Source organism: Falsibacillus pallidus, from assembly GCF_050990905.1.
GTDB classification, from domain to species: domain Bacteria; phylum Bacillota; class Bacilli; order Bacillales; family DSM-25281; genus Falsibacillus; species Falsibacillus pallidus_A.
Genome location: NZ_CP158866.1, coordinates 2,099,364 through 2,123,114, shown reverse-complemented (window position 1 = coordinate 2,123,114; position 23,751 = coordinate 2,099,364). Strand labels below are relative to the sequence as shown.

General features: G+C 42.4%; 26 protein-coding genes. 15 read left to right on the top strand and 11 right to left on the bottom strand.

What is annotated here, in order from left to right; all coding sequences use genetic code 11:
* The first annotated feature begins 79 nt into the window (after positions 1–79).
* Positions 80–1,867, top strand: coding sequence for an oligoendopeptidase F (gene pepF, locus ABTV07_RS11220; protein WP_433742353.1), 1,788 nt, complete (start codon positions 80–82; stop codon positions 1,865–1,867).
* Positions 1,868–1,928: 61 nt separating this feature from the next.
* On the opposite strand, the gene ABTV07_RS11215 is transcribed toward pepF, so the two are convergent.
* Positions 1,929–2,315 (bottom strand): hypothetical protein, encoded by a 387-nt coding sequence (locus tag ABTV07_RS11215; protein WP_433742351.1) that lies wholly within the window; start codon positions 2,313–2,315, stop codon positions 1,929–1,931.
* A gap of 175 nt (positions 2,316–2,490) precedes the next feature.
* Here ABTV07_RS11215 and ABTV07_RS11210 point away from each other — a divergent pair, with 175 nt between their 5' ends.
* A complete protein-coding gene (locus tag ABTV07_RS11210) occupies positions 2,491–4,029 on the top strand; it encodes a carboxypeptidase M32 (protein WP_433742350.1) in 1,539 nt (512 codons plus the stop codon).
* A 5-nt stretch (positions 4,030–4,034) separates the two neighbouring features.
* Positions 4,035–4,880 (top strand): alpha/beta fold hydrolase, encoded by an 846-nt coding sequence (locus ABTV07_RS11205; RefSeq protein WP_433742349.1) that lies wholly within the window; start codon positions 4,035–4,037, stop codon positions 4,878–4,880.
* A gap of 40 nt (positions 4,881–4,920) precedes the next feature.
* Here the strand turns inward: ABTV07_RS11205 and ABTV07_RS11200 are convergent, their stop codons facing one another.
* Complete coding sequence (locus ABTV07_RS11200; protein ID WP_433742348.1) at positions 4,921–5,709, bottom strand: TIGR00266 family protein; 789 nt, start codon at positions 5,707–5,709, stop codon at positions 4,921–4,923.
* 227 nt (positions 5,710–5,936) lie between these two features.
* Between ABTV07_RS11200 and ABTV07_RS11195 the strand changes: the two genes are divergently transcribed.
* Complete coding sequence (locus tag ABTV07_RS11195) at positions 5,937–6,374, top strand: peptidylprolyl isomerase (protein ID WP_114744709.1); 438 nt, start codon at positions 5,937–5,939, stop codon at positions 6,372–6,374.
* Positions 6,375–6,435: 61 nt separating this feature from the next.
* Here the strand turns inward: ABTV07_RS11195 and ABTV07_RS11190 are convergent, their stop codons facing one another.
* Positions 6,436–7,722 carry an MDR family MFS transporter gene (locus ABTV07_RS11190; protein WP_433742347.1) on the bottom strand — a complete coding sequence of 429 codons (1,287 nt, stop codon included), beginning with the start codon at positions 7,720–7,722 and terminating at the stop codon, positions 6,436–6,438.
* A gap of 405 nt (positions 7,723–8,127) precedes the next feature.
* On the opposite strand from ABTV07_RS11190, the gene ABTV07_RS11185 reads away from it, so the two are divergent.
* Positions 8,128–8,745, top strand: a complete 618-nt coding sequence (locus tag ABTV07_RS11185; RefSeq protein WP_433742346.1) for a TetR/AcrR family transcriptional regulator — start codon at positions 8,128–8,130, stop codon at positions 8,743–8,745.
* A 31-nt stretch (positions 8,746–8,776) separates the two neighbouring features.
* Here ABTV07_RS11185 and ABTV07_RS11180 read toward each other — a convergent pair whose 3' ends face one another.
* Positions 8,777–9,127: a winged helix-turn-helix transcriptional regulator gene (locus ABTV07_RS11180; protein WP_433742345.1), complete on the bottom strand. Its 351-nt coding sequence runs from the start codon at positions 9,125–9,127 to the stop codon at positions 8,777–8,779.
* Between the two features lie 188 nt (positions 9,128–9,315).
* On the opposite strand from ABTV07_RS11180, the gene ABTV07_RS11175 reads away from it, so the two are divergent.
* The 4 genes from ABTV07_RS11175 to ABTV07_RS11160 all read left to right on the top strand — a co-directional run bounded on the left by ABTV07_RS11175 (position 9,316) and on the right by ABTV07_RS11160 (position 11,949).
* A complete protein-coding gene (locus ABTV07_RS11175) occupies positions 9,316–9,750 on the top strand; it encodes a MarR family winged helix-turn-helix transcriptional regulator (protein WP_433742344.1) in 435 nt (144 codons plus the stop codon).
* A gap of 15 nt (positions 9,751–9,765) precedes the next feature.
* Positions 9,766–10,740, top strand: a complete 975-nt coding sequence (locus ABTV07_RS11170) for a ring-cleaving dioxygenase (RefSeq protein WP_433742343.1) — start codon at positions 9,766–9,768, stop codon at positions 10,738–10,740.
* A 12-nt stretch (positions 10,741–10,752) separates the two neighbouring features.
* Positions 10,753–11,355: an alpha/beta hydrolase gene (locus tag ABTV07_RS11165; protein ID WP_433742342.1), complete on the top strand. Its 603-nt coding sequence runs from the start codon at positions 10,753–10,755 to the stop codon at positions 11,353–11,355.
* A 102-nt stretch (positions 11,356–11,457) separates the two neighbouring features.
* Complete coding sequence (locus ABTV07_RS11160) at positions 11,458–11,949, top strand: DinB family protein (RefSeq protein ID WP_433742341.1); 492 nt, start codon at positions 11,458–11,460, stop codon at positions 11,947–11,949.
* 42 nt (positions 11,950–11,991) lie between these two features.
* Here ABTV07_RS11160 and ABTV07_RS11155 read toward each other — a convergent pair whose 3' ends face one another.
* The gene (locus ABTV07_RS11155) at positions 11,992–13,125 is read right to left on the bottom strand and encodes a CAP domain-containing protein (protein ID WP_433742340.1); all 1,134 of its coding nucleotides are present in this window, start codon (positions 13,123–13,125) and stop codon (positions 11,992–11,994) included.
* 192 nt (positions 13,126–13,317) lie between these two features.
* Between ABTV07_RS11155 and ABTV07_RS11150 the strand changes: the two genes are divergently transcribed.
* From ABTV07_RS11150 to ABTV07_RS11140, 3 genes are all read left to right on the top strand, one after another.
* A complete protein-coding gene (locus ABTV07_RS11150) occupies positions 13,318–13,746 on the top strand; it encodes a cell wall hydrolase (protein ID WP_433742339.1) in 429 nt (142 codons plus the stop codon).
* 290 nt (positions 13,747–14,036) lie between these two features.
* Positions 14,037–15,041 carry a phosphotransferase enzyme family protein gene (locus tag ABTV07_RS11145; protein WP_433742338.1) on the top strand — a complete coding sequence of 335 codons (1,005 nt, stop codon included), beginning with the start codon at positions 14,037–14,039 and terminating at the stop codon, positions 15,039–15,041.
* A gap of 22 nt (positions 15,042–15,063) precedes the next feature.
* Positions 15,064–15,786 (top strand): Crp/Fnr family transcriptional regulator, encoded by a 723-nt coding sequence (locus ABTV07_RS11140; protein ID WP_433742337.1) that lies wholly within the window; start codon positions 15,064–15,066, stop codon positions 15,784–15,786.
* A gap of 147 nt (positions 15,787–15,933) precedes the next feature.
* On the opposite strand, the gene ABTV07_RS11135 is transcribed toward ABTV07_RS11140, so the two are convergent.
* The 4 genes from ABTV07_RS11135 to ABTV07_RS11120 all read right to left on the bottom strand — a co-directional run bounded on the left by ABTV07_RS11135 (position 15,934) and on the right by ABTV07_RS11120 (position 18,681).
* Positions 15,934–17,586 (bottom strand): b(o/a)3-type cytochrome-c oxidase subunit 1, encoded by a 1,653-nt coding sequence (locus tag ABTV07_RS11135; RefSeq protein ID WP_433742336.1) that lies wholly within the window; start codon positions 17,584–17,586, stop codon positions 15,934–15,936.
* Complete coding sequence (locus ABTV07_RS11130) at positions 17,583–18,056, bottom strand: cytochrome c oxidase subunit II (RefSeq protein WP_433742335.1); 474 nt, start codon at positions 18,054–18,056, stop codon at positions 17,583–17,585. The genes ABTV07_RS11135 and ABTV07_RS11130 overlap by 4 nt, the downstream gene beginning before the upstream one ends.
* A 24-nt stretch (positions 18,057–18,080) precedes the next feature.
* Positions 18,081–18,212 carry a cytochrome C oxidase subunit II gene (locus tag ABTV07_RS11125; protein ID WP_433742334.1) on the bottom strand — a complete coding sequence of 44 codons (132 nt, stop codon included), beginning with the start codon at positions 18,210–18,212 and terminating at the stop codon, positions 18,081–18,083.
* Positions 18,213–18,381: 169 nt separating this feature from the next.
* Positions 18,382–18,681: a hypothetical protein gene (locus tag ABTV07_RS11120; RefSeq protein ID WP_433742333.1), complete on the bottom strand. Its 300-nt coding sequence runs from the start codon at positions 18,679–18,681 to the stop codon at positions 18,382–18,384.
* A 138-nt stretch (positions 18,682–18,819) separates the two neighbouring features.
* On the opposite strand from ABTV07_RS11120, the gene ABTV07_RS11115 reads away from it, so the two are divergent.
* Positions 18,820–19,104: a DUF6509 family protein gene (locus ABTV07_RS11115; protein ID WP_433742332.1), complete on the top strand. Its 285-nt coding sequence runs from the start codon at positions 18,820–18,822 to the stop codon at positions 19,102–19,104.
* A gap of 48 nt (positions 19,105–19,152) precedes the next feature.
* Here the strand turns inward: ABTV07_RS11115 and ABTV07_RS11110 are convergent, their stop codons facing one another.
* Entirely contained in the window at positions 19,153–20,007 is an 855-nt protein-coding gene (locus ABTV07_RS11110) for a VanW family protein (protein WP_433742331.1), read from the bottom strand.
* Positions 20,008–20,030: 23 nt separating this feature from the next.
* Entirely contained in the window at positions 20,031–20,861 is an 831-nt protein-coding gene (locus ABTV07_RS11105; RefSeq protein ID WP_433742330.1) for a hypothetical protein, read from the bottom strand.
* Positions 20,862–21,039: 178 nt separating this feature from the next.
* Between ABTV07_RS11105 and ABTV07_RS11100 the strand changes: the two genes are divergently transcribed.
* Both ABTV07_RS11100 and ABTV07_RS11095 read left to right on the top strand, forming a co-directional pair.
* Complete coding sequence (locus ABTV07_RS11100; protein ID WP_433742329.1) at positions 21,040–22,350, top strand: alkaline phosphatase family protein; 1,311 nt, start codon at positions 21,040–21,042, stop codon at positions 22,348–22,350.
* A 46-nt stretch (positions 22,351–22,396) separates the two neighbouring features.
* Positions 22,397–23,677: an MFS transporter gene (locus ABTV07_RS11095; protein ID WP_433742328.1), complete on the top strand. Its 1,281-nt coding sequence runs from the start codon at positions 22,397–22,399 to the stop codon at positions 23,675–23,677.
* The last annotated feature ends 74 nt before the right edge of the window (positions 23,678–23,751 follow it).

Sequence of the window (23,751 nt, the reverse complement as noted above, 5' to 3'; positions counted from 1 at the left end):
AACTGATAAGAAGTACTATTTTAGAAAAGGAAGGCCGGCTGAATGGCCGTCCTTCCGATACATACAAGGGGGAATAATGATGAAGCATTACAAATCCAGAGAAGAAGTCCCTGATTCGGAAAAATGGGATTTAACTGATATTTTTCCAAATCAGGATGCCTGGGAAAAAGATTATGATTTGGTATTGAAAATAGCTGACCAGCTGAAGGAGTTTGATGGAAATATCCGTGACGGGTCATCACTTTATGAATACTTAAAGCTAGGTGAAGAGTTGGGGTATCATTACAGGAAAGTGTATGTATATGCGATGCTTGGGGTGGACTTGGATACAAGGAATTCAGCGGCGCATTCCCTGCTTGACCGTGCATCACAGCTAGGGCAGAAGGTAAGCGGGGCAACATCGTTTTTCATGCCGTTTTTATTGAGTTTGGAAGAAAAGACTTTAATGGGGTATTTTCAGGAAGTAGAAGGCCTCGATTACTTTAAAGAGGACCTTTTGGAATCATTTAGATATAAACAGCATGTGTTAAGCAAGGAAAAAGAGGAAGTGCTTTCCCAAATGGGCGAAGCGCTGGCTGCTCCTAAAAATATTTTTGGCATGATTAACAATGCGGATATACGATTCGGTGAAGTGACCGGGGATGATGGGGAAAAAGTGGAGTTGACAAGGGGGATGTACTCCAAGCTTATCGAGGATGAAGACCGCGCTAAACGCAAGGAAGCTTATCATGCGTACTATAAGCCATATGTTTCATCCAAAAACACCATAGCATCCACTTTGGCTGCTGCCGTCAAAAACAATGTCCTGATGTCAAAAATGAGAAATTATCCTTCTGCACTTGAAAAAGCTCTGTTTGGGGATAATGTCCCGAAGGAAGTTTATGAAAATCTTATTCAATCAACCAAACAGAATCTGGATTCCATGATAACTTATAACAAGCATCGAAAAGAAAAGCTGGGGCTCGATGAACTGAGAGCCTATGACCTCAGTGTTCCGCTTGTTTCAGGTGCAAGAAAAGAAATTTCGTTTGATGAGGCATACGATATTATGCTGAAAGCCCTGGAGCCTTTGGGGGAAGAGTATGTCCAGACGCTCGCAGGGTTCAAAGAGAAGCGCTATCTTGATGTGAGGGAAACTCCTGGAAAACGGTCAGGGGCTTATAATCTGGGTCTTTATGGAGTCCATCCATTCGTTCTATTGAATCACCATGATGACCTGGACAGTTTGTTCACCCTTGCCCACGAAAGCGGACACGCCATGCATTCCTACTACAGTTCCAACTATCAGCCGCAGATCAGTGCAGGCTATTCCATCTTCGTTGCTGAAGTGGCATCAACTGTAAATGAAATTCTGCTTATCCGCTACTTGTTGAAGCATGAAGAGGACGAACAGATGAAAAAGCATCTTTTGAACCATTTCATTGACGGATTTAAAGGCACTTTCTTTACACAGGTCATGTTCTCTGAATTCGAAAAAGTGATCCATGAGAAATGCGAAAGTGGAGAGCCGCTCAATGCCGATGTCTTTAATGAAGTATACGAATCCATTTATCGGGAGTACCAGGGAGAAGATTTGGTATTTGATGAAGAGGTCAAATATGGGTGGTCAAGGATCCCTCACTTCTATCGTCCATTTTATGTTTATAAATACGCAACAGGCTACGCTTCAGCAATCGATATTGCCGATAGGCTGCTTTCAGGGGATGAGGATTCGCTGAAGAACTATCTTCAATTCTTGAAAAGCGGAAGCTCCGACTATCCGCTTGAATTGTTGAAAGGTGCAGGAGTCGATCTGACAAAGCCTGACCCTATAGACAATGCGCTGGGCATATTCAAAGAATTAGTTGATGAACTCGCTGCATTGTAATGAGCTGTACTCAAAAAACACCCTATCCGTTTAACGGGATAGGGTGTTTTTATTGCAGGGATCAGTTGTTCAATGGAATGGTATATGTCGCCTGGAACTTGAATGAGCCTGAATATTCTTGTCCAAATCCGAAAACAGAAACTCTGGTAATGTCGTCATAGATGAAGGATAAGGAAGAATGTGCAAGAATGGTCCTTGTAACATTTCCGGAAGTCCGTTCAAAAATAACATTGATCCCATCGTCGCTGAAGTTTTCAATGGTTCCAGCTAGAACAACAGGGATATCATTGCTTTCTACATCAAAAATGATATTTGCCTGAGTATTGGATGAACCTGCAAAAGGAGCACAATTTTCAAACGTCAGTGTTTTAAATCTATCGCGCTCAGGTCGCGGAGGACAAGTGTCAACCCAGCCAAGCGGCCCCATGCAGTGGTGTTTGCAAGACATATAATCACCTCCTTGCTGGTAGAATATGCATCTTCTAACAAAATGCTTGGATTATTCAGCAGTTTTTACAAGAATAATAGTTTGAATATTTTTGAAACTATATTGAAAAAGGTTACTTAATGTGATTAAATTAAATAAACTGTATAGTCGGTTTATAGAAAAAGGGGGATTTGGAATGAAGACAACAACCATTAGTAATGTAAAAGAGGCTGTCATCCGTTTTAAGGAATTGGATGAAAAGATTTGCCACTTGAATGATATTTTAAGTTTGGTATCGTGGGATCAAAAAACAAAGGCTCCGAAAAAGAGTGCGTCTATCTTTGCTTCGGCAATCGGGACTCTTTCAACCGAAACGTTTATATTGGCGACATCTCCTGAAATGACAGAGTTGTTGGAGTATCTTTCGCTAGAAGAGAATGCCGCAGAGCTGGAACCTGAAATTGCTGCAGCAGTAAGGGAAAGGAAAGCACATTCTCGAAAATTAGCGAAAATTCCTGAAGCGATGTATAAGGAGTACACAATCCTTGTCTCCAGGGCCAATGCCGTTTGGGAAGAAGCGAGGGAAAAAAGCGATTTTTCGATTTTTGAAGAAACCCTGGGAAAAATTGTTTCATATACGAAAAAGTTCATTGAATTATATGGGAATGAGGGACATCCATATAATGCACTGCTGGAAGATTATGAACCAGGATTGACTGTAGAGAAGCTGGATCCGCTTTTTGCTGAGCTTCGTTCAAGGAGTGTTGCCCTTCTTGATCGTCTGAAGGCGAAAGGTGTTGAACCTCTTGTGGATTTCCTGGAAGTAGATTATGAGATTGAAAAACAAAAAGAATTCAATTCATTCATTGTTCCGAAGCTTGGTTTCGATATGGAAGCTGGACGTCTGGATGAATCGGCGCATCCATTTGCGCAGCCGGTCAATACCGGAGATGTACGGTTGACCACCAGATATCGACTCAACAATATGAGAACAGCCATTTTCGGAACGATCCATGAATCTGGACACGGGATGTATGAACAAGGTGTCAATCCTGTATATGAAGGCACTGTCCTCCGTGAAGGTGCATCATTTGGCATTCATGAATCTCAATCCCGATTCTACGAGAATTTTATCGGAAGAAGCAGCTCGTTCTGGAATCATTTTTATCCAAAGCTCCAAGAATACTTTCCAACGCAGCTGAAGGATGTAGAACTTGAAGCATTTTACCGTGGGATCAATCAAGTCGCGCCTTCCTTTATTCGTGTGGAAGCGGATGAACTTACCTATAATCTCCATATAATGGTCCGTTATGAAATCGAAAAAGGACTGTTTGATGGAAGCATAGAAGTGAAAGATCTTCCGAAAGTATGGAATGAAAAAATGAATGATTATCTGGGGATCACTCCTCCTAACGATAGTCTTGGGGTCCTTCAGGATGTGCATTGGTCTTTCGGCGGATTCGGATATTTTCCATCCTATTCCCTTGGAAACCTTTATGCAGCACAAATCTACTATACATTGAAAAAAGAACATCCGGAATTGGAGAGTTTCATTGAAAAAGGAGAGCTCTCCTTCATCAGGGAATGGCTCAGAGAGCGCATCCATCAATATGGAAAACTCTTTACCCCAAATGAATTGATCGTTAAAGCGACCGGAGAAGAACTTAATGCAGCTTATTTAATGAACTATCTTGAAGAAAAATATTCAAGAGTCTATCAGCTCAATGAAGTGTGATTATTATGGATAAGAGTTCTATGAGAGAGTCTGCGTTTTATCAACGAATAAACGAAGATGAAATTTATGTAAGGCGCATTGGGGAAGGGAAACCAATTCTTTTCCTGCATGGAGGTCCTGGAGGAGAGCACCGTTTCTTTCTCCCTCATATGACACCACTGGCCGATCAGTTTGAATTGATATTCTATGATCAAAGAGGATGTGGAAAGTCCACCGCTGCAAGTGGGGCATCCTTTACAATAATGCAGGAAGTAGAGGCATTGGAAATTCTCAGGAAAGAACTGCGCATTGATCAGTTGAATATTGTAGGTGAATCATGGGGGACCATGCTCGCTCTTATATATGCAGCCAAGTATCCTGAGAATGTTGAGAAATTGGTTTTGACAGCTGCTGTTGGGTCTTCATATGAAGGGTTTGGTGTATTTGAAAAAAACTTGAATGACCGTTTGAAAATTGAAGACAGGAAAGTGCTTGAACTGCTTTCTGCCAAGTTCGAAAAGGGAGAGGCAGAGCTGAAAGAAATATTCGCAGTCCTTGATCCTTATTATGTACATTCTCCTGAGGCTGCTGCGTTGAAAACTGAGACGGTCAGCAATGCGTCTGTAAATGAAGAAATGGGGAAGGCAATACGGGAGAGCTATGATTTGAGGGGGAAATTGTCTCATATCAGCCATATTCCCATCCTTATATTACAGGGAGAATCCGATTTGATTTCCCCTTTGGAGCTTGAAGAGCTTCTTCTAAAGGATCTTCCTCATGCTGAAATGAAGGTCATCCCTGAAAGCGGGCATTGGACAATTGTGGAGAAACCGCTGGAAGTGATGAATCATATTCGTCATTTCTTCCAATGAAAAACAGGCTGGATACCCAGCCTGTTTTTGTTTTAGTGGATCAGTCGCCGTTAAAGAGGTCGAATAATCCTTTTGCTATGCTTCCTTCGTCTTTCGCTCCGCCTCTCGAAGGCATAGCGGAGAAAACGCGGCTCGCCAATCGGCTGAATGGAAGGGACTGCACCCAGACGATCCCCGGTCCTCTCAGTGTGGCAAAGAATAATCCTTCCCCGCCGAATAATGCGGTTTTGACTCCTTTGACGAATTCGATATTATAGTCCACTCCGCTCGTCATAGCGACTAGACATCCCGTATCCACACGAAGGGTTTCTCCGGGCTGCAGGTTCTTTTGGTGAAGCGTCCCGCCTGCATGGATGAAGGCCATTCCATCCCCTTCAAGCTTTTGCATGATGAATCCTTCACCACCGAAAAATCCTGTCCCCAATTTGCGCTGGAATTCAATTCCCACTGAAACACCTTTTGCTGCTGCCAGGAACGCATCTTTTTGGCAAATGATTTTCCCATGCCTGCTTAAATCAAGTGGAATGATCTTTCCAGGATAAGGAGAAGCAAAGGAAACTCTCTTTTTTCCATATCCTTCATTGGTAAATGCCGTCATAAAGAGACTTTCACCCGTCAGTACGCGTTTTCCGGCATTGAAGAGCTTTCCGACAAAGCCCCCGCTGTCTGCAGAGGAGCCGTCGCCAAATATCGTTTCCATCTGGATATCATCTTCCATCATCATCAAACTTCCTGCTTCGGCAACCACCGTTTCCTTTGGATCCAGCTCAACCTCGACAAACTGCATATCATCTCCGTAGATTTTGTAATCTATTTCATGATTGTTCATGTCCATACCGCCTCCTGAAATTATGTACATTAATAATCTTATTGTATTAGATTGGAAGAATATCTCCAACAGGAATATTTCTTGTTTACAAAAAACACACACAATTGGATGGTGAAGGGAAAAATAGATGCTGCGGTAAAGGAGGCTGGATCATAGCATTTTCCGTTCGATGAAAAACATGATATGATAGAGGCTGATTATTGATTTTATTTAAGGAGATGTTGATAATGGCGAAAAAAGGATACATATTAATGGAAAACGGCGGAAAAATCGAATTTGATCTTTTCCCGAATGAAGCTCCAGGTACAGTTGAAAACTTTGAAAAATTAGCGAACGAAGGATTCTATAATGGATTGACTTTCCACCGCGTCATCCCTGGATTTGTCAGCCAAGGTGGAGATCCTAACGGAAATGGAACAGGCGGTCCTGGCTACACAATCAAGTGTGAAACAGAAGGCAACCCACATACACATACGGAAGGGGCTTTTTCAATGGCGCATGCCGGAAAAAACACTGGAGGAAGCCAATTCTTCATCGTTCATGAGCCACAGCCTCACTTGAACGGTGTCCACACTGTATTCGGCCAAGTAACTTCAGGCATGGATATCGTAAAAGCCATGAAAAATGGAGACGTTATGGAGAAAGTAGAAGTATTCGAAGCTTAATTCCGTAAAAAACGCTTGGGACTTTTTTAAGTCCACAAGCGTTTTTTTATTTGTGCAATTTTCATGCCAGCTTAGAATCTGCTGATTCCTGATTTCTTTCACCTGACATGCGGTCGATTGCAAGATATATGAATCCAGCTATAATGCAGCCTGCGCCAAGTCCTGTAAACAGGGCGTTCCCCAAGGAGTGATCCAACAAAAAACCGGATACCAATGGTCCAATGGCGCCGCCAAGGATCCATTGCAGTCCAGAAGCCCCCATATAGGTCCCTCTTAAATGTTCAGGTGCAATATTGGATATGAAAGTCATTTGAACCGGGGACATCAGCATTTCTCCCAGAGTATAAACTGCATATACGATAAGTAGTACAATCAATATGACAGAAAAACTGGAATGGTGCTGATAAAAGTATCTTGGGAGCCATGCAAGGGCAATCATTCCAAGTCCAAAAAAAATGGTGCCGGAGAGCATGACAGAACCGATTTTCTTCTTGCCTGCCCACGATGCAATCGGCAGCTGGAATAGCACAACGAGAAGACCATTCATGGCCATTAAGTATGGGAACGGATTTTGAGCTTCTGTCAGGTGCTTCAGCTCCAAATCGAAATGAAGCGGAAGCATCCCTTCTGTTTGGGAGAAACTCATGGAAATGACGATCCCGGTCAGGATGAATATCAAAAGCAGTTTGTCATCAAAGAGCACTTTAAATGGCGAGGGCAAGGGATCTTCTTTGATCTCTTGTTTATTTTTCCCCTTATGTCGAGGCTGTGATGCCGGCAGGCTCTCATGGATCCAGACCGCGACGATTATGGCATAGAGAAAAACGGATGAAGCTGTGATGAAAAAGATGATGGACTTCGAAACGAGAATGATAGAAGCACCAATCAATGGTCCTGTCGCAGCCCCTATATTGTGCCCGAGCCTTAATAGACCGAATGCCTCCGTCCGCTGCTCCGGCGGCGTCACATCGGCCACCATTGCTGAAGCAGCCGGGTGGAACAATGAATTTAAAAATCCCATTAGAGCAGAAAGAATGACAAAAGCGATAAAACTGTCAAAATAGATGAATCCCAGCATGACAAACCCATTCCCGGCCATTGAAGCAACCATGACGGGTTTGCGGCCATATTGATCCGCGAATCTCCCGCCAAGCATCGTTCCAACTACAGAGGTTATAGGCCCGACAGCCATGACAACTCCTACGAGCCATAAGGAATCGATTTTATCTTTTAAATAAAGAGCTAGAAAAGGCATCAGCATCATAAAGGCGATGCCGTTCATGGCCTCCCCTGCAAAGCGGATCCAAACATTGCGGTCAAGCCCTCTTAAACTTTTAAACGTGTTCATTTCTTCACCAACCCATTTGACAAAATATTCTACCCTCATCATAACCTGAATTTTCGCTCACTTCATAAATTTTGAAATTTCTATTAATTAAAGTCGGTAAGGGGATGAGATTTACCATAGCCAATAAAAAATTTTCAGGTTTTTCTACTCGATTGAGCGGGAATCCACTCGCTTTCCGCGGACGAACTGGCAAGCCTCCTCGCTTCGCTGTGGGGTCTCGCCAGCCCGTTTTTCCGCAGGAGTCTCGCAGATTCCCACTCAATCAACTGATATATTGTGAGATTATAGAATCACTAAAATTTCCAATTTTGTGAGAGTTGCGCTTGGGAAATAGAAGAATGGATTGACGCTTGTGTCAATTTTGGGTATGTTAAGGGATAATGACTGGATTGGGAGGGTGGTTCGATGTCGCCGAGGACGTCTGAACAAAATGAAAAAATACGGAGGGAGCGGATCGGACAGATTCAGCGGGCTGCCATGGAGGTTTATGTGGAGAAGGGGCTGCTTGCCGCTGAAATCGGTGATATTGCAAAGAGGGCAGGAATCGCCAGAGGACTCGTTTACTATTATTATAAGGATAAAATGGATCTTTATCGTGATTTGTTCACGCTTTACTTGGATGCTGCCAGTGTATTTATCCGGAATCAGCTGACAAAAGAAGCAGAACCATATGAAAGGCTGAAAAACTATACAATGTTTTACATTGATATGGCCTATAAACAGCCAGTATTATCCAAGTTCTATCGCAAAATGGATAACGACCTTGAAATAGTATTTTCCACAGAAAAAGACAGCATCAGTGAAAATTATATTCAGCCAAGTCATGATTATCTTTTAAAAGCATTTGAAAATGCGATTGAAAATGGCCATTTGAAATCATATGATCCTAAGCTGATGGTGAACCTCTACTGGGGTGCGTTGAATGGGGTGCTTGATTTATTTACTGATGGATATATAGCGCCTGAAGAGGTCGAAGCAAAGAAAAATGAAGTGGTCGAATTAATATTTGAAGGGCTGACATAAAAAGAGATCATCTTCAATGATGATCTCTTTATTATTCCGCCGGCTCGAGCAGGACTTCACTTTTATCCTCGTAAACACGCTCAATATGCTGCTCGCCCCATGCACATAGGCTGTCTAAAATTCCTTTTAATGACCATCCATACTCGGTTAAAGAGTATTCAACCTTTGGGGGGACTTGATTATATACTTCACGATGGATGACTCCGTCGTCTTCCAATTCGCGCAGCTGCTGAGTCAGCATCTTTTGTGTGATCCCCGGCATCAGTTTCTTTAATTCGCTTGTCCTTTTAGTTCCTTTAATCAAGTGGCATAGTATGACAACTTTCCACTTCCCGCCAATGACCTCCAAAGCGGCTTCGACAGGTATATTATATTTTTTCATAAAGGCTGTCACTCCTTAATTAACATTGCGATTGTTTCATCATACCACTTACAAACGATGTTCACCAGTACGTTACTTCAAAGTACCTATGGATCAAAAATGATCCTATAAAAAGAGAAATGGATTTATTGACACTTTATCAGTTTAGGTATAAACTGATAATAAGATCAGAAAAGCGAGGTGGCATAGTGAAGGATAAAGCAAACAGAAATATTGGAGAACGATTGGGTTTATTAATATGGTTCCGATTATCCAGGGTTTTTAACCAAAGCATTAAAGAATCCAATCAGCATCTGAAAGAATGGAATTTAACAACTGCACAATTCGATGTATTGGTCCAGGTTGGAAGCCATAATCGCTTATCCCAGCAGGACCTGGCTGCCAAGCTGCTCGTTTCAAAAGGGAATATTACACAGCTCCTAAGCAAAATGGAGTCTCTTGGCTACATTAAACGGGAACAGGAGTGGAAAACAAAATATTTGTCACTTACAGAAAAGGGGCAGGAGCTATTTAACGAAGTAGTCCCGAATCAGGAACATTTCCAAGCTGCGCAATTTGATGTATTGACACGGGATGAGAAAAAACAGCTGCTGAATTTATTGAAAAAAATACAAAAAGGATGAATGGAGGAATTAATAATGGAATTAAAAGGAATTCACCACGTTTCAGCTATTACAGCCAAAGCAGGAGAGAATTTTCAATTTTATACAAAAGTACTTGGGCTTCGTCTCATAAAAAAAACAGTCAATCAGGATGACACTTCCGTCTATCATTTATTTTATGGGGATGAAGTTGGCAATCCCGGCACCGAATTGACTTTTTTCGAAATCCCGATGGCTGCCCGCAATCATGATGGGAATAACAGCATCTCTTCCCTTGGATTAAGAGTTCCAAATGACGCTTCATTGGCATATTGGAAAAACCGTTTTGAAGAGTTCAATGTGGAGCATGAAGAAATCAAAGAAAGAGCAGGACGCCAAACATTGTCTTTTAAAGATTTTGAAGGCCAGCGCTTCCAGTTGGTCTCCGATGAAAATGACCATGGCGTCAAAGGAGGGACTCCTTGGGCCAAAAGCCCGATTCCAGTGGAATATGCCATTCGTGGCCTTGGGCCGGTAAGATTGACCGTTCCTTTTGGGGAACCTACTGCAGGAGTACTCACCGAAGTTATGGGATTCCGCTTTAAAGGGTCTTATCCTGCTGAAGTTGAAGGCCAGCCGGATATTCAAGTATATGATACAGGAGAAGGAGGAAGCGGTGCTGAAATCCATATTGAAGTCCGCAATGATCTGCCTCATGAAAGACAAGGAAGGGGCGGCGTCCACCATGTAGCTTTCCGGGTTGACGATGAAGAAGAGCTCCGTAAATGGATTGAACATATCCGCAGCTCTCGTTTCCCTAACTCTGGTTTCGTTGATCGCTTTTATTTCAAATCCCTTTATTTCAGGGAACCGAATGGCATTTTATTTGAACTGGCAACTGATGGACCTGGATTTGCAACAGATGAGGAATTGGAACATCTTGGTGAATCACTGGCACTGCCTCCATTTTTAGAGCCGCACCGTGAAACCATTGAAGCAAAATTAAAACCGCTTGATACAAAATCAGAATAGGAGGGGTCTCTAGTGAAGCATCTATATAAACAAGGTACGAATCCTGATGCTCCGGTTCTTCTGCTGCTCCATGGGACAGGAGGAACAGAGCATGATCTTCTTCCGATTGGAAGTATGATATCTGAAGGATCTTCCATTTTGAGCGTCCGGGGGAATGTGGCTGAAAATGGCATGCCCCGCTTCTTCCGCCGTCTGTCAGAAGGGGTATTCGATGAGGAAGACCTGATTTTTCGTACAAATGAGCTGAATGAATTTCTGGATGAAAGCTCAAAAACATATGGATTCAATCGAAAAAATGTGATGGCTGTCGGCTATTCCAACGGTGCCAACATTGCAGGCAGCCTGCATTTTCATTTCAAAGATGCACTAAAGGGGTCGATTCTTTTTCATCCGATGGTTCCGAGAAGGGGAATAGAACTCCCGCATTTGAAGGAAACGCCTATTTTCATTGGCGCAGGAAAAAATGATCCATTGATCCCTGTGTCAGAGACAGAAGAGCTGGTAAAGCTTTTAGAAGATGCAGGCGCTAATGTGAAAACTCATTGGGAATACCAAGGTCATCAACTGACAGGCGGCGAGGTTCAAGCTGCAAAGGAATGGCTGCAATCTTTATAGGATCATGATGATCAAGTCAGTTTGAATAAAAGCCTTCTCAAATGAAATCCCTTAGGAAAAGGTCTATACTAAATTCATCAGATGATGAAGGAGAGTATGAAATTGGAAAATAATATAAAAGTACGTGAAGCAATTTGGGAAACTGTAAACGGACTAGATGATAATCAGCTGAATACCCGCCCCGACTCTGACAGCTGGAGTATCATGGAAGTGTTGGAACACCTTTATTTAATGGAGCTGGTCCTTACAAAAGGGATGATGAAACAGCTGGAAAGCGGGGAGGAGAAGGAAGCGGAAGATAAACCGATTCAACTGACTGTCGATCGAAGCAGAAAAGTGGATGCTCCATCACATGTCCAGCCGACAGGTGAAATCAAGTCGATTGATGATATGAAAGAAAAATTAGCGTCTTCAAGGGAAATGCTGTTGGATTTTGCGAACAATGCCGACCAAGAAAAATTAAAGCAGAAAGCGATGCCTCATCCAGTCTTTGGCATGATGAGCCTTGACCAATGGATTCCTTTCATTGGCTACCATGAAGAGAGACACCGTCTTCAAATAGAAGAGATCAAACAAAAATTAGCAGTAAAATAATATAAGAAAAGACGCAGCCGGAATATTCGACTGCGTCTTTTACTATTTGCTATAAAAGTTTTCGGTGTAATATGGCTGGGATTGATCTCCGAAAGCCACTCCGACACCGAGGTATTCGAAATCTTTTTGCAGGATGTTTTTCCTGTGGCCAAGGGAGTTCATCAGGCCTTCATGTGCGAAGATGCTGCTGTTCTGGCCATAAGCAAGGTTCTCTCCGGCAGCAAGAAAATAGATGTCATCTTCATGCATGCGGTCAAAAGGAGACTGCCCCTTTGGATTGGTGTGGTCGAAGTATTGATTTTCTGCCATATCCTCACTATGTTTAAGTGCAGTCTTCTGAACATGTTCATCCCATGTCAAATACGGGAGTCCATGCTCCACCCTTGCAGCATTCGTAAGATCGAATAGCTGGTATTCGAAACCTTTCTCGAGTGAGCTGCTTGGTGTGGTGTAATACTGATTTTTGTCCTGCTCGAGTTTTTGATCGATGATTTGGATGGCTGTCACGGTATTCTGCTCATGTTTATCGTAAAAAATGGTGACATAGCTATTATCCATATGGTAGACATCATATTCCCCGTTTGATTCAATTTTGTAGAATACAAGTCCTTTCCTCATTTCGGACATTGGCTCCCCTAGTTTTTCCCTGACCATATCCCTTGGACTGCCAATCTTGATTCCGGTCTTTGATGAGAGCAGATCCTGATCAGTATAAAGCGCATTTACTTTTCCGCCAGAATCATAGGAAACCATCATGAAGTTCTGGTAATTTTGATGATAGGCATTCCAATGTGTTCCATATTCGTTTTCAGTGCTGCGCTTTGGAGCGCCTATAGCTTGTTCCACCTTTTGTTTCGTATCGCCAAGCTCTATATTATAGACGGAGAATGTTTGATTTTCCGGTTTTGCCAAATCAGGCTTTTCAGCTTTCGCCGTATCCTGATTCTGAATATCTGCATTCATTAAATCTTTTATTTCAAGCGCAAGCTGCTTCCATTGCACTTTAGCATTTTCCAATGCTTCTGCTGTGGCCGGATCATTTTTAATGGCATCCAGACGTGAAGTGATCGGCTCTAATTGCTTAGAATGGAGAAGCTGCTCCATCTTGCCTTCCCACATGGGCTTTGTCATGAATAGTACAACAATTACTACAAGTGTTGAAAAAAATCTGCGCAAATGGTCTACCTCCAATCTATCCATCATTGTAACCCATTTCTTCTTGTCAGATAAGGATACAGGAGCCTTATTTAAAAAAGATTGCTGGGTTCTTTTCCTTTTCCCGGGAAGCAAAACTCTAAACAGCTTGTCGTTAGCAACATTCAAAGTTCCTGGGAATATGATGGGAGGAAAGAAGGTGGAGGTGACGTCATGGCAGTTGTTAAAGCAAAGCCAGCTGACATCAATTTATTGGCAAGGCTGTTGAGGGCAGAAGCCGAAGGGGAAGGAAGAAAAGGAATGCTTCTCGTCGGAAATGTCGGGATTAACAGGGTAAGGGCAAATTGCTCCGATTTTAAAGGACTGAGGACAATTCCGCAGATGGTCTACCAGCCGCATGCATTTGAGGCGGTACAAAAAGGCTATTTTTATCAAAGGGCAAGGGAAAGTGAAAAAACGTTGGCGAGACGTGTGGTGAAAGGTGAAAGCTTCTGGCCGGCTAAATACAGTCTTTGGTACTTCAGGCCGCCTGCAAATTGCCCGTCAACATGGTATGATCAGCCTTTTGTTTCCAGATACAAGCTTCACTGCTTCTACGAACCGACCTCAGGAACATGCCAAAATGTCTATAATACTTTTTAAAATATCTTTTCAATCACATGGGAATGGTCTACAATTAAGTGGTTAGGAAAATAATAGGCAAGGAGGTTGATATTGTGAGTAATCGAAAGTTGATAAGCAAAACAAAATTACGATGTCCAATGATCAATCATCCGCTATTGCCCAGTATTTGAAGATACTATGTTTATACTGTTTTTCAATAGAGATCATTGACCGATTAAGACCATCGTATGTTATTGCGCTGGTCTTTTTTGATGGACATTCCTCCTGACTGATTTTGTTTATGCAAATACTAGGGGGAAGAAATGCCAATGATGAAGCTTTCATTAATGGAAACGATGCTTCACAGCGAGGAGCATGAGCAATTTATAAAGAATATAGTTGAATTGTGGGATGGAGATGCAGAGTCTGCTTCATTCATCCGGGCAAGCAGTACGTTCATTTACTCTTTTAAAAGAGAGGATGAAAAATTCATTCTCAGATTGGTTCCGAATGATCATGAAAGTTTCGTAGAGAGAGAAGTGAATTATCTTCTCTACTTACACTCAAATGGATTATCGGTTAATCGTCCGGTTGTCTCAAAAAGAAAACGGTTTACGGAAAGAGCAGTGAGTCCAGCCGGCCCTGTCATCGCTTCTGTTTTTACATTTTGTGAGGGCCAGCTATATGAGATTGATGAATTGTCTCACCAGCAATTTTTCCTTTGGGGAAAAGCTTTGGGGCATCTGCATTCATTCGCGGCAACATTCGCTCAAGACAAAATTTTAAATAGTCAACCTGTTTTACTGAGCAGATTGAATCATATCGAAATGAGTGAAGCATTTGAGAAGGTATTCGCAGAAGAGATTAGTTTTCTGCGAAAATGGCTGGTAAATAAACCGATGACCCGTGGTTCTTATGGGAAAATACATTTTGACTTTGAGCTTGATAATCTCATATGGGACGGAATAAATGTGCAAATGGTTGATTTTGAAAGCTCCATAGATGGATGGTATGCAGCAGACATTGCTTTTGCGCTAAGGGACCTTTTTTCCGATGGGGTGGATTTAAGGGATGACCGATTCATAGAATTTATTAAGGGTTATAGGGTCTATCATCCAATAACAGACAAAGAATTTGCGGAAATCCCGATGTTCTTGAGGCTCCATGATTTGCTGCTTTTCGAAGATCTTTCCCAAGCCGTCATTGAAAACAGTGAAAAAAATCATCCAAAATGGGTAGATAACTTAAATCAAAAATTATTAAATAAAATGAACGATATCAGATATCGAATAGGGAGAGTAGGCAGGTTTAACGGCTTCGAGAGTGAAAAATAGAGGCATAAGGGTGGAATTGGGAATGGAGAAACAAAATAATGTACAGAAAGCACCCTATTCTAATACGGGCTTTTTTTCAGCAAAAACAATGGAGCTCCTTCAATTGAAAATGAAGAAAAAAATATTCAAAAAGGATGCTTATCTGTTTTTAGAACATGATAAATCAAACGAATTGTTCTTTGTCATCGACGGAGAGGTGAAGATTACTAAATCCACTGAGGATGGAAAGGAACTGGTTCTCTATACACTGCACAATGGAGATTTATTCGGCGAGCTTGGATTGGAGGGGGAAACGAAACATCGATTCCAATCAAAAACCGCAGCTGATAGTGTGATCGGCGTCATTCCTTCTTATGATATGGAACAAATCATCATCCATAATGGCGAAGCTGCCCTCGAACTTATTAAATGGATGGCTAGGATGAATCAATTCATCCATTCCAAGCTGCGCGATTTAATGCTGTATGGCAAAAACGGCGCCCTTTGTTCAACCCTTATCAGACTCTCGCATTCTTACGGAAAAATCGTGCCTGAGGGGATCCTCATTGATAAAAAAATGAAGAACAACGAATTGGCCGAAATGATCGGAACATCGAGGGAAACCATTAACCGTATGTTGAACGGATTAAAGAAAATCGAGGTCGTGGAATATTGCGGGACTGGTGAAATCATCATTCTGGATATGGAATATTTAAAACTTCAATGCCGTTGTGAAGGGTGTCCTATCGATATTTGCAGAATATAAGTATAAGAAAACTCGCCGTTAATCGCCGGCGAGTTTTTTGTTCAACATATTATTCTTCTTCAACAGTATTTATTTCTACCACGATTGCGGTAATGAGTACAATACCAAGTATTGAGACCAGTGTCACCGTAAACATATCCTCATCTCCTACCAAGTTTTATATCCGATGGATCCCGGAGGTGCATGCTCAATCATATGCATGATCGGTATCGTATAGGCCACAAAAATAAGCGCGAACGAAATGCCGATCCAGATCCACCAATTTTCGAGAAAACGCGGAGTCCCTGATTGATCGCTTTCGGCCAACGGAAACTCTACTTGATCTTCACGATTCAACGCCTTTGGCGAAATGTACAAGCTCATGGCCACAATATAAATAAGAAGCATAGCAGAAAGGAATAGAATCGATCCTCCGATGGCCATTGTTACATGGTTGGAAACAATTCCGTTGAACCATTCAAGTGCTGTATTGTTTCCATTGTAGCCTGCATAAGATGTTCTCCTTGGAGCACCCATTAATCCAAGGATATGCTGTGAGGTTGACATGAGAAGCATGCCGATTGACCAAGTGATGATTTGTATGAATGCAAGCTTCTTCATGGAGTTCGTGAATTTTCTGCCAGCCAGATAAGGAATGAGCCAGAATGAGAGACCCATGAATGTCATAGCAACCGGGGTGCCGACCGTAATATGGAAGTGACCGACTATCCAAAGTGTATTATGGACAACCTCATCGAGCTGAAAGCTTGCATTGATGATTCCGCCTGCTCCGCCGGGTATGAAGAAAACCATTGCGATGAAAATGGAAGTAAATCGGATATCCTTCCAAGGAAGTTTGGTGAACCAGCCGAATAGCCCTTTGCCTCCTTTTTGCCTTCCAGTTGTTTCAAATACGGCGAACATCGAAAACGCGGTCATCAATGAAGGGATGATGACCATGAATGTCAGGCAGGTCTGAAGGAATTTCCAGAATGCCGGGATTCCAGGCTCCACCATTTGATGGTGGAAACCGACAGGGATGGAAAACAAAATGAATAATACAAACGATAATCTGGCAAGTGAATCACTGAAAACTTTGCCGCCGATGATTTTCGGTACAACGGTATACCAGGCCATATATGCCGGCAGAAGCCAAAAGTAAACAAGCGGATGGCCGAAGTACCAAAATAGCGTACGGCTGAGTTCAACATTGATTGTATCGGTCCATCCAAATGCCCAGGGGATGAATTGAAAAACGACCGTTGCAACTACCCCAAGACAAGCGATGATCCACAATATGATGGTTGATACTGTCATAAATGCAAATAAGGGACTTAATACGCCTTTATTTCTGCGCTTCCATGAAGCATAGTGCCCCAGGATGGCAAATCCGGCTATCCAGGTGCCGACAATGAAGAGGGCGAGACCTACGTAATACCAGCCGCTTGCCTTTAATGGCGCGTAAAATGTATACAGGACAGAGGCTTTGCCGGATATGATCATGACGGTGGCCATTACAGTCCCGATGGTCATGACGTAAAATCCGAGCCAGGAGACGCTGCGAACTTTCGGACCAAAATCTCCGAGTGTTTTGCTGACGCCTGTTATAAAAAAAGCAAAGATAAAATAGGTGGTGAAAATAAGGGCAAGCAAGACACCGTGTGCGGTGAGGATTTGATAATAATCCAGCCATGCAGGAAGCTTTAGGGCATTATTTCTTATAAAGACCTGCATCAAGCCGCAAAACGTGCCGATGAGAAATGCGAAATAAGCAACATTGATATATGAAAGAGCGAGTCTGCGTTCATTTTTATGAATCATGGCTGGTACACCTCGATTTCAGTCTGCATGAATTGATGGCCTGACCCGCAATATTCATTGCATAGGATCAAATATTTTCCCGGTTTTTGAAAAGTATAGCTTTTTGTATTGATCTGGCCGGGAACTGCCATCATGTTCACTTTTGTATGAATGATTGTAAAACTGTGTGTAACATCTGCACTCGTAACTTTAAAGATGATTTCTTTTCCTGCAGGAACCCTTATTTGTGAAGGTTTATATCCGAAAGCCATCCCGACGATTGCGACTTGATAGGTATCGTCATCAAGCTTCACCACTCCAGGATGATCGAATGGGGGTGTCACGTCGACTTTCTTGGGATCTATGGTCATCATCCCACCTGCAGGAGTATGGTTATGTCCGAAAGCATTAATCCCGATGATGGTCAGGAAAAGTATTAATGATAAAATGCCGAATGAGAGCCAAATTTTTTCGTATCGATGTAAATGCATGATTCCACCTGCTTCCTGAATAAATTACCTTTGTAGATAAAAGGCATATACCGAAAACCACATGACCGTGATGATGCCTCCGATCATAAGCACACTGATCAATGTCCCCAATAATGAAACTTCTTTTTCCCGCTTGTCTTTGGGCATATTTTTCACCTCGCTTAACTCTTTGAATCAAGCATAATGGTGTACAATGTCTCCTTACTGTGACTTTCATCACACTTTTACAGGTTTATTGGAAGCTGTTGAAAAGTTGTCAAAACTATTGGTGGATTTAAACGTAAAAAATCCCGGATGGTGAACCAACCGGGATGGTATGTGCTAATTAATTTTTTCGTTTGTGGATTTCATCTGTGACTACGATGGCGAGGTCATCATTGCCAAATAGAGAGAGGACGTTCAGCAGGGTTTGATCAGCAATTTCACCAGCTTCTTCTCTTGGGACAGTGAGTTCCAATGCCTCTTTTAAAGCGGGATTTGCTGCCTGATTTGGGTAGGCTTTCAGATACAGTTCTTCAGGGTTGAGATCCTGATTGATGCACCATTGGGCAAATACGAGAATCATCATGTTTTCTTCACGCTGGTAATTTTGAATGATTTGTTCTTCCAATTCTTTTTTATTCATTGATTTATTTCTCCTTTTTCGCATCTATCGTTATCGTATCAGCAAAAAGTGGGGATGACCAGCCTTCTTTCGTTTATTATTCTTTCAGAGGTGTGTATAATAATGAAAGGTAATGTCATAAGAAAGGACGTGGGTTGCATGGAAATCAAATACCATACAGCAGAGAAATTGAACGATCCGACAGGCATTTTAGTCGGGGATCGATACGAATACATATTGAATATTGAAGTCGATGAAGAGGACGAACTTTATTCTGAGCACGGATTGGGTGTAAAGCTCATATTAGCTGTGGATGAAAATGGTTCGCGAATTGCACAATACCAGCTTTATGAGCAGGTAACGAATAAGTTCCTCGACTTTGGCCTCGAAGAAGATGAGGAAGAAATGTTGAAGGAATACTGCATGGAACATTTGCCGGAGTGAAAAAAAGAAGATGAACGGATGTCTCAGCCATTCGTTCACCTTCTTTTTTTACTTTATTTTAATCGATTCAGAGGAATAGATGGTAATGACCACTTGTCCTTCGGTTACTTTTGAACGTATAAGGATGGGCTGATTATGCGGGTTTTTGAACGTGAAATCAGGGCCGTACCAGCTGACGGTTGCATCCCGTTTTGGGGGTACATAAGGAACCTTCCTGCTGTGGGAATACCGTTCAACAATTGTTACGCCTGCCTTATCAACGGCATTGAACAGTGTTGAGGAAACTTGGCAGATGCCGCCGCCTACACCTTCTGAAAGTTCTCCTCGAATAATGATGGGAGCCGGCAGATACCCTCTGTCCTTTGTACGTTTCCCCACGGTTTTATTAAAGGAAAACGTTTCATTAGGAAAAATGACGCTATTGTTGATGGCATCAGCAGCCAGTTGGATATTATTTGATCTTTCAGCATTTCCCGGATTGAAGTAGGTAACATAGCGTCCAATTAACTTTGTTTTTATCTGGGAAAGAAGTTCACTATCCACCTTGGGGTATACGGGTTTCAAGGGAATCTCAAAATACTTCTCACCATTTTGAAAGTAGCTCTCATAAAATTCTTCCTTGAATTTTTTTGAATCGATTCGGTGTCCATTGTGTTCGCCAACTAGATTGCCGTAAGCATCTAAAAATGCGTTTTGCGGCGGAGTATACACTTTCATTTCAATGGTATGAACGTACTTATCTAATTCTTCATGGTTGATAACAGCTCCATCGAAGGGTGCCAGCTGAAAATCCTCCCTGGTGGTTGTGCTTATCGGAAATCCATCATGAAGAAGGGTGATCTCTCCGTTATTAACAGGAGCTGATGCGATGGCCAGGGCAAGCGTGAACAACATTTTCATCATTTATTACTCTCCTTGTCGACTTTTTACCCTGCCAATTGTTCGAGCAATGGATCAATATCCACTTTCCATGGGGAAATGGGGGAAGTCCTGATAATAGTAAAGGAAATTACTGTGGATGAAGCCCCATTTTCTTCACTCAAGATATTCACTTTCACCGGGACTGCTGCAGATAGGGCGGTCTCACTGGCTTTGGAATGTGAAAGCACTTCCCATTGAATGTTTTCAAGCCTTTTGAACTCATTCAATTTCTTATTTAAATCCTTTATATTAGATACAGCGATTTTTCTGGTCAGGCCTTTGTCTGCATTTTTGATTGTCACCATGAAGACATTCATCAACTCAGATGGAGGGAGTGTAGAAACGAATTCATCGAATCTTCCAGCCGCCTTGAGAATCATGACTTGATGGGCCAGGTCGGAGCGTTCAGTACTGTGTGTTGTACTTCCGGTAAAGTGGATACAGAAGTGGCCGGGGAAATTATTGGGCAAGGCACCTGCTCCGTGCGGCATTCCATGCATGGAACCGGCAATCAAGCGACTTGGCGTCATGATCAGGATGGCCCGTCTTCTCCAGCTCCACTTTCCTCCATAAATGTCCTTCATGATAGTAGTATCCTTGACGGTCAAAGGCTGTACATCTGCATGATGAGAACCTGCTCTCCGCTGAACAACGAAACTTTTCCCGCTCTCAATATCAATGACGGTAAAGATGGATTTCCGAGGGAGTGCCTTTTCGACTTCCTCCCAGTGGGGAGCTTCAACTTGAAAGTCGATGGGAGGCGCCTCGGATGCATGTATTGCTTGAGGCAATGTAAAGAAAAAAAGAATACATAAAGCTATAAACGTATTTTTCATTGATTCATTCAACTCCAACTCAATATTCACAAGGATTAGTTTTTACTAAAAATGAAAGGGGATAGCATTAAATATTTGGAAAAATCATTCATGTGTATTTGATTGGGAAAAGGAATCATGTTGACTACTGTCGAATAGGTACATAACTACAGGATATATTTATCTATAGGGGGACTCCATGAAAAATAAACCTAACTATTTAATTGTCATTTCATTTGATTGTTTGTCAGGCCTGGATTTTCCCATTTTGGAACAATTGCAAAATTTTAAGGCATTTTTGCATAAAGCTTCTTATTCAAAAAATGTTGAATCCATTTATCCTTCTGTCACCTATCCCTGCCACGCAACGATTGTGACAGGGAAGTATCCAAAGAATCATGGAATCATCAATAATACTTTCATACAGCCAGGCTGGGATTCCCCGGATTGGTATTGGGAGCGAAAATATATTAAGGGCACCACGCTTTACGATGAAGCCAAAAAAGCAGGATTGAAAACGGCAGCGCTTTTATGGCCAGTCACGGCAAAAGCGGACATCGACTACAACATGCCTGAAATTTTTGCCAATCGGCGCTGGCATAATCAAATACTTGTTTCTTTAATGAACGGCACTCCAATGTATCAGCTTGAGATGAACAAAAAGTTCGGCCATATCCGAAAGGGACTTAATCAGCCAGCGCTGGATGATTTTGTTTTGGAGTCGACTGTCCAGACGATCAAAGACAAAAAGCCGAACCTGCTTCTTGTCCATTTCACCGATTTGGATACACAGCGGCACTATCATGGGTTTTCTTCAAAAGAGGCGATGGACGCAATAAAACGCCATGATGAACGCCTTGGCCGGATCATTTCAGCTTTAAAGGAAGCAGGAATCTATGATGAGTCAGCGATCATTGCACTGGGGGACCATAGTGCACTCGATGAATCGAAAGCAATCAAATTGAATGTGCTGCTTCAGAAGAGAGGCTTGCTTCAGGCTGATGAAAAAGGAAATGTGAAGGATTGGCGGGTATATTGCAAAAGCTGCGACGGCTCAGCATATATTTATGTAAAAGATGAAAGGGATGATGAGGCGAAAGCCGCTCTGAAAGAATTGCTGGACGAGCTGATGAAGAAAAAAGAGAATGGGATCGAAAGCGTCCTTACTGGTGAAGAAGCCGGAGTGGCGGGAGCAGATGACACGTGCGTTTTCATGATCGAAGCTTTGAAGGGATATTATTTTTCTGAAGCGGTTATTGGCCATTATCTTGAGGAAATAAGGGAACAGGATGTAAAAGAAAAAAAATATACGTATGCCTGCCATGGCTATTCACCTCTAAAACCCGATTATCACACGATTTTTATGGCTTCCGGGAAAGGAATCAAGCAAAACAGGGTGGTTGGAGATATGAGGTTGATCGATGAGGGGCCGACATTTGCCCGTCTTCTTGGATTGGAACTTGGGGAGGTGGACGGCAGGCCGATTGAAGAGCTTCTTGATCTGGGATGAAGGAATGGGAAATAGACAAAGGTTTAATATTAAGGGGGATCATTCCATGAAGAAGTATACAAAAGCAGAAAATAGCTGGGTGATGTATGACTGGGCAAACTCTGCCTATTCAATCATCATATCAACTGCAGTTTTTCCTCTCTATTACAAGGCTTCGGCAACAAGCGGCGGTGTAAGCGGGTCAAATTCCACTGCTTATTTAGGATATACCATCGCCATTGCGACTTTTATCTTGGCGATGCTCGGCCCCATTCTTGGGACAATTGCAGACTACAAAGGATTAAAAAAGAAATTTTTCATTTTTTTCTTTGCCCTTGGTACGATTTCCACTGCTCTCCTCGCGTTTATTCCAGGGGACCACTGGCTGCTGCTTTTAGGGATATATACGCTCACCGTTTTAGGTTCTTCAGGTTCAAATGTCTTTTATGATGCTTTCCTTGTCGACGTAGCGCCTGAAGAAAAGATGAATCAAGTGTCTTCTAGAGGATACGGGCTTGGCTATATTGGCAGTACCATTCCGTTCTTGCTGTCCATTGTCATTATTCTTTTGGCCCAAAAAGAAGTGATTGGCATTACAGCTGGCACTGCGAGTAAAATCGCTTTTTTGATTACGGCCGTCTGGTGGGGTGTATTCTCCATACCAATCCTGAAAAATGTGAAACAAAAATATTATATTGAACGGGAAAAGAATCCCGTGGGCCAAAGTTTTAGAAGGCTCGGCAAAACGCTGAAAGAAATAAGGAAATATAAAGCATTGTTTTTATTTTTGCTCGCTTACTTCTTTTATATTGACGGCGTGGGCACCATTATCACAATGTCCACAGCCTACGGAACGGATCTCGGGATCAGCTCCACCAACCTCCTGATTATATTATTTGCCACACAGGTCGTTGCAGCACCGTTTGCCTTTCTCTATGGACGCCTCGCCAAAAAATATACCGGCAAGAAAATGCTGTATGTGGGCATCGGAGTATATATCATTGTGTGTACGTATGCCTATTTCATGAAAACGACGACAGATTTTTGGATCATCGCCATGCTTGTGGCATCATCCCAAGGGGGAATACAGGCACTCAGCAGAGCGTATTTTGCCAAACTTGTTCCAAAGGAAAATGCCAATGAATTTTTTGGCTTCTACAATATCTTCGGAAAATTTGCTTCCATCATGGGACCGCTGCTTGTTGGAGCGACAGCACAGATCACCGGGAATTCCAGCAGCGGCGTATTCAGCTTGATCATCCTATTCATCATAGGGATTACACTCCTACGATTCGTGCCTGAATCAAAGGTCGAAGCACCGCCGGTTGGGGAAATCAAAACAGTTTAAAGTGTTCCAGACTCCTTTTTAAGGGGTCTTTTTTTGTTAGAAGAAAGCACATGAGCATGAAGGTTGAAATATTA

Excerpts from the sequence above, each read along its gene's own strand:
- ABTV07_RS11170 (WP_433742343.1), top strand. The coding sequence starts at position 9,766 with ATGGAATTAAAAGGAATTCACCACGTTTCAGCTATTACAGCCAAAGCA.
- ABTV07_RS11110 (WP_433742331.1), bottom strand. The coding sequence starts at position 20,007 with ATGATGAAAATGTTGTTCACGCTTGCCCTGGCCATCGCATCAGCTCCT.
- ABTV07_RS11135 (WP_433742336.1), bottom strand. The coding sequence starts at position 17,586 with ATGATTCATAAAAATGAACGCAGACTCGCTCTTTCATATATCAATGTT.
- ABTV07_RS11200 (WP_433742348.1), bottom strand. The coding sequence starts at position 5,709 with ATGAACAATCATGAAATAGATTACAAAATCTACGGAGATGATATGCAG.
- ABTV07_RS11210 (WP_433742350.1), top strand. The coding sequence starts at position 2,491 with ATGAAGACAACAACCATTAGTAATGTAAAAGAGGCTGTCATCCGTTTT.
- ABTV07_RS11150 (WP_433742339.1), top strand. The coding sequence starts at position 13,318 with ATGGCAGTTGTTAAAGCAAAGCCAGCTGACATCAATTTATTGGCAAGG.
- ABTV07_RS11215 (WP_433742351.1), bottom strand. The coding sequence starts at position 2,315 with ATGTCTTGCAAACACCACTGCATGGGGCCGCTTGGCTGGGTTGACACT.
- pepF (WP_433742353.1), top strand. The coding sequence starts at position 80 with ATGAAGCATTACAAATCCAGAGAAGAAGTCCCTGATTCGGAAAAATGG.
- ABTV07_RS11190 (WP_433742347.1), bottom strand. The coding sequence starts at position 7,722 with ATGAACACGTTTAAAAGTTTAAGAGGGCTTGACCGCAATGTTTGGATC.
- ABTV07_RS11100 (WP_433742329.1), top strand. The coding sequence starts at position 21,040 with ATGAAAAATAAACCTAACTATTTAATTGTCATTTCATTTGATTGTTTG.
- ABTV07_RS11095 (WP_433742328.1), top strand. The coding sequence starts at position 22,397 with ATGAAGAAGTATACAAAAGCAGAAAATAGCTGGGTGATGTATGACTGG.
- ABTV07_RS11145 (WP_433742338.1), top strand. The coding sequence starts at position 14,037 with ATGATGAAGCTTTCATTAATGGAAACGATGCTTCACAGCGAGGAGCAT.
- ABTV07_RS11120 (WP_433742333.1), bottom strand. The coding sequence starts at position 18,681 with ATGAATAAAAAAGAATTGGAAGAACAAATCATTCAAAATTACCAGCGT.
- ABTV07_RS11130 (WP_433742335.1), bottom strand. The coding sequence starts at position 18,056 with ATGCATTTACATCGATACGAAAAAATTTGGCTCTCATTCGGCATTTTA.
- ABTV07_RS11180 (WP_433742345.1), bottom strand. The coding sequence starts at position 9,127 with ATGAAAAAATATAATATACCTGTCGAAGCCGCTTTGGAGGTCATTGGC.
- ABTV07_RS11115 (WP_433742332.1), top strand. The coding sequence starts at position 18,820 with ATGGAAATCAAATACCATACAGCAGAGAAATTGAACGATCCGACAGGC.
- ABTV07_RS11185 (WP_433742346.1), top strand. The coding sequence starts at position 8,128 with ATGTCGCCGAGGACGTCTGAACAAAATGAAAAAATACGGAGGGAGCGG.
- ABTV07_RS11195 (WP_114744709.1), top strand. The coding sequence starts at position 5,937 with ATGGCGAAAAAAGGATACATATTAATGGAAAACGGCGGAAAAATCGAA.
- ABTV07_RS11140 (WP_433742337.1), top strand. The coding sequence starts at position 15,064 with ATGGAGAAACAAAATAATGTACAGAAAGCACCCTATTCTAATACGGGC.
- ABTV07_RS11105 (WP_433742330.1), bottom strand. The coding sequence starts at position 20,861 with ATGAAAAATACGTTTATAGCTTTATGTATTCTTTTTTTCTTTACATTG.
- ABTV07_RS11205 (WP_433742349.1), top strand. The coding sequence starts at position 4,035 with ATGGATAAGAGTTCTATGAGAGAGTCTGCGTTTTATCAACGAATAAAC.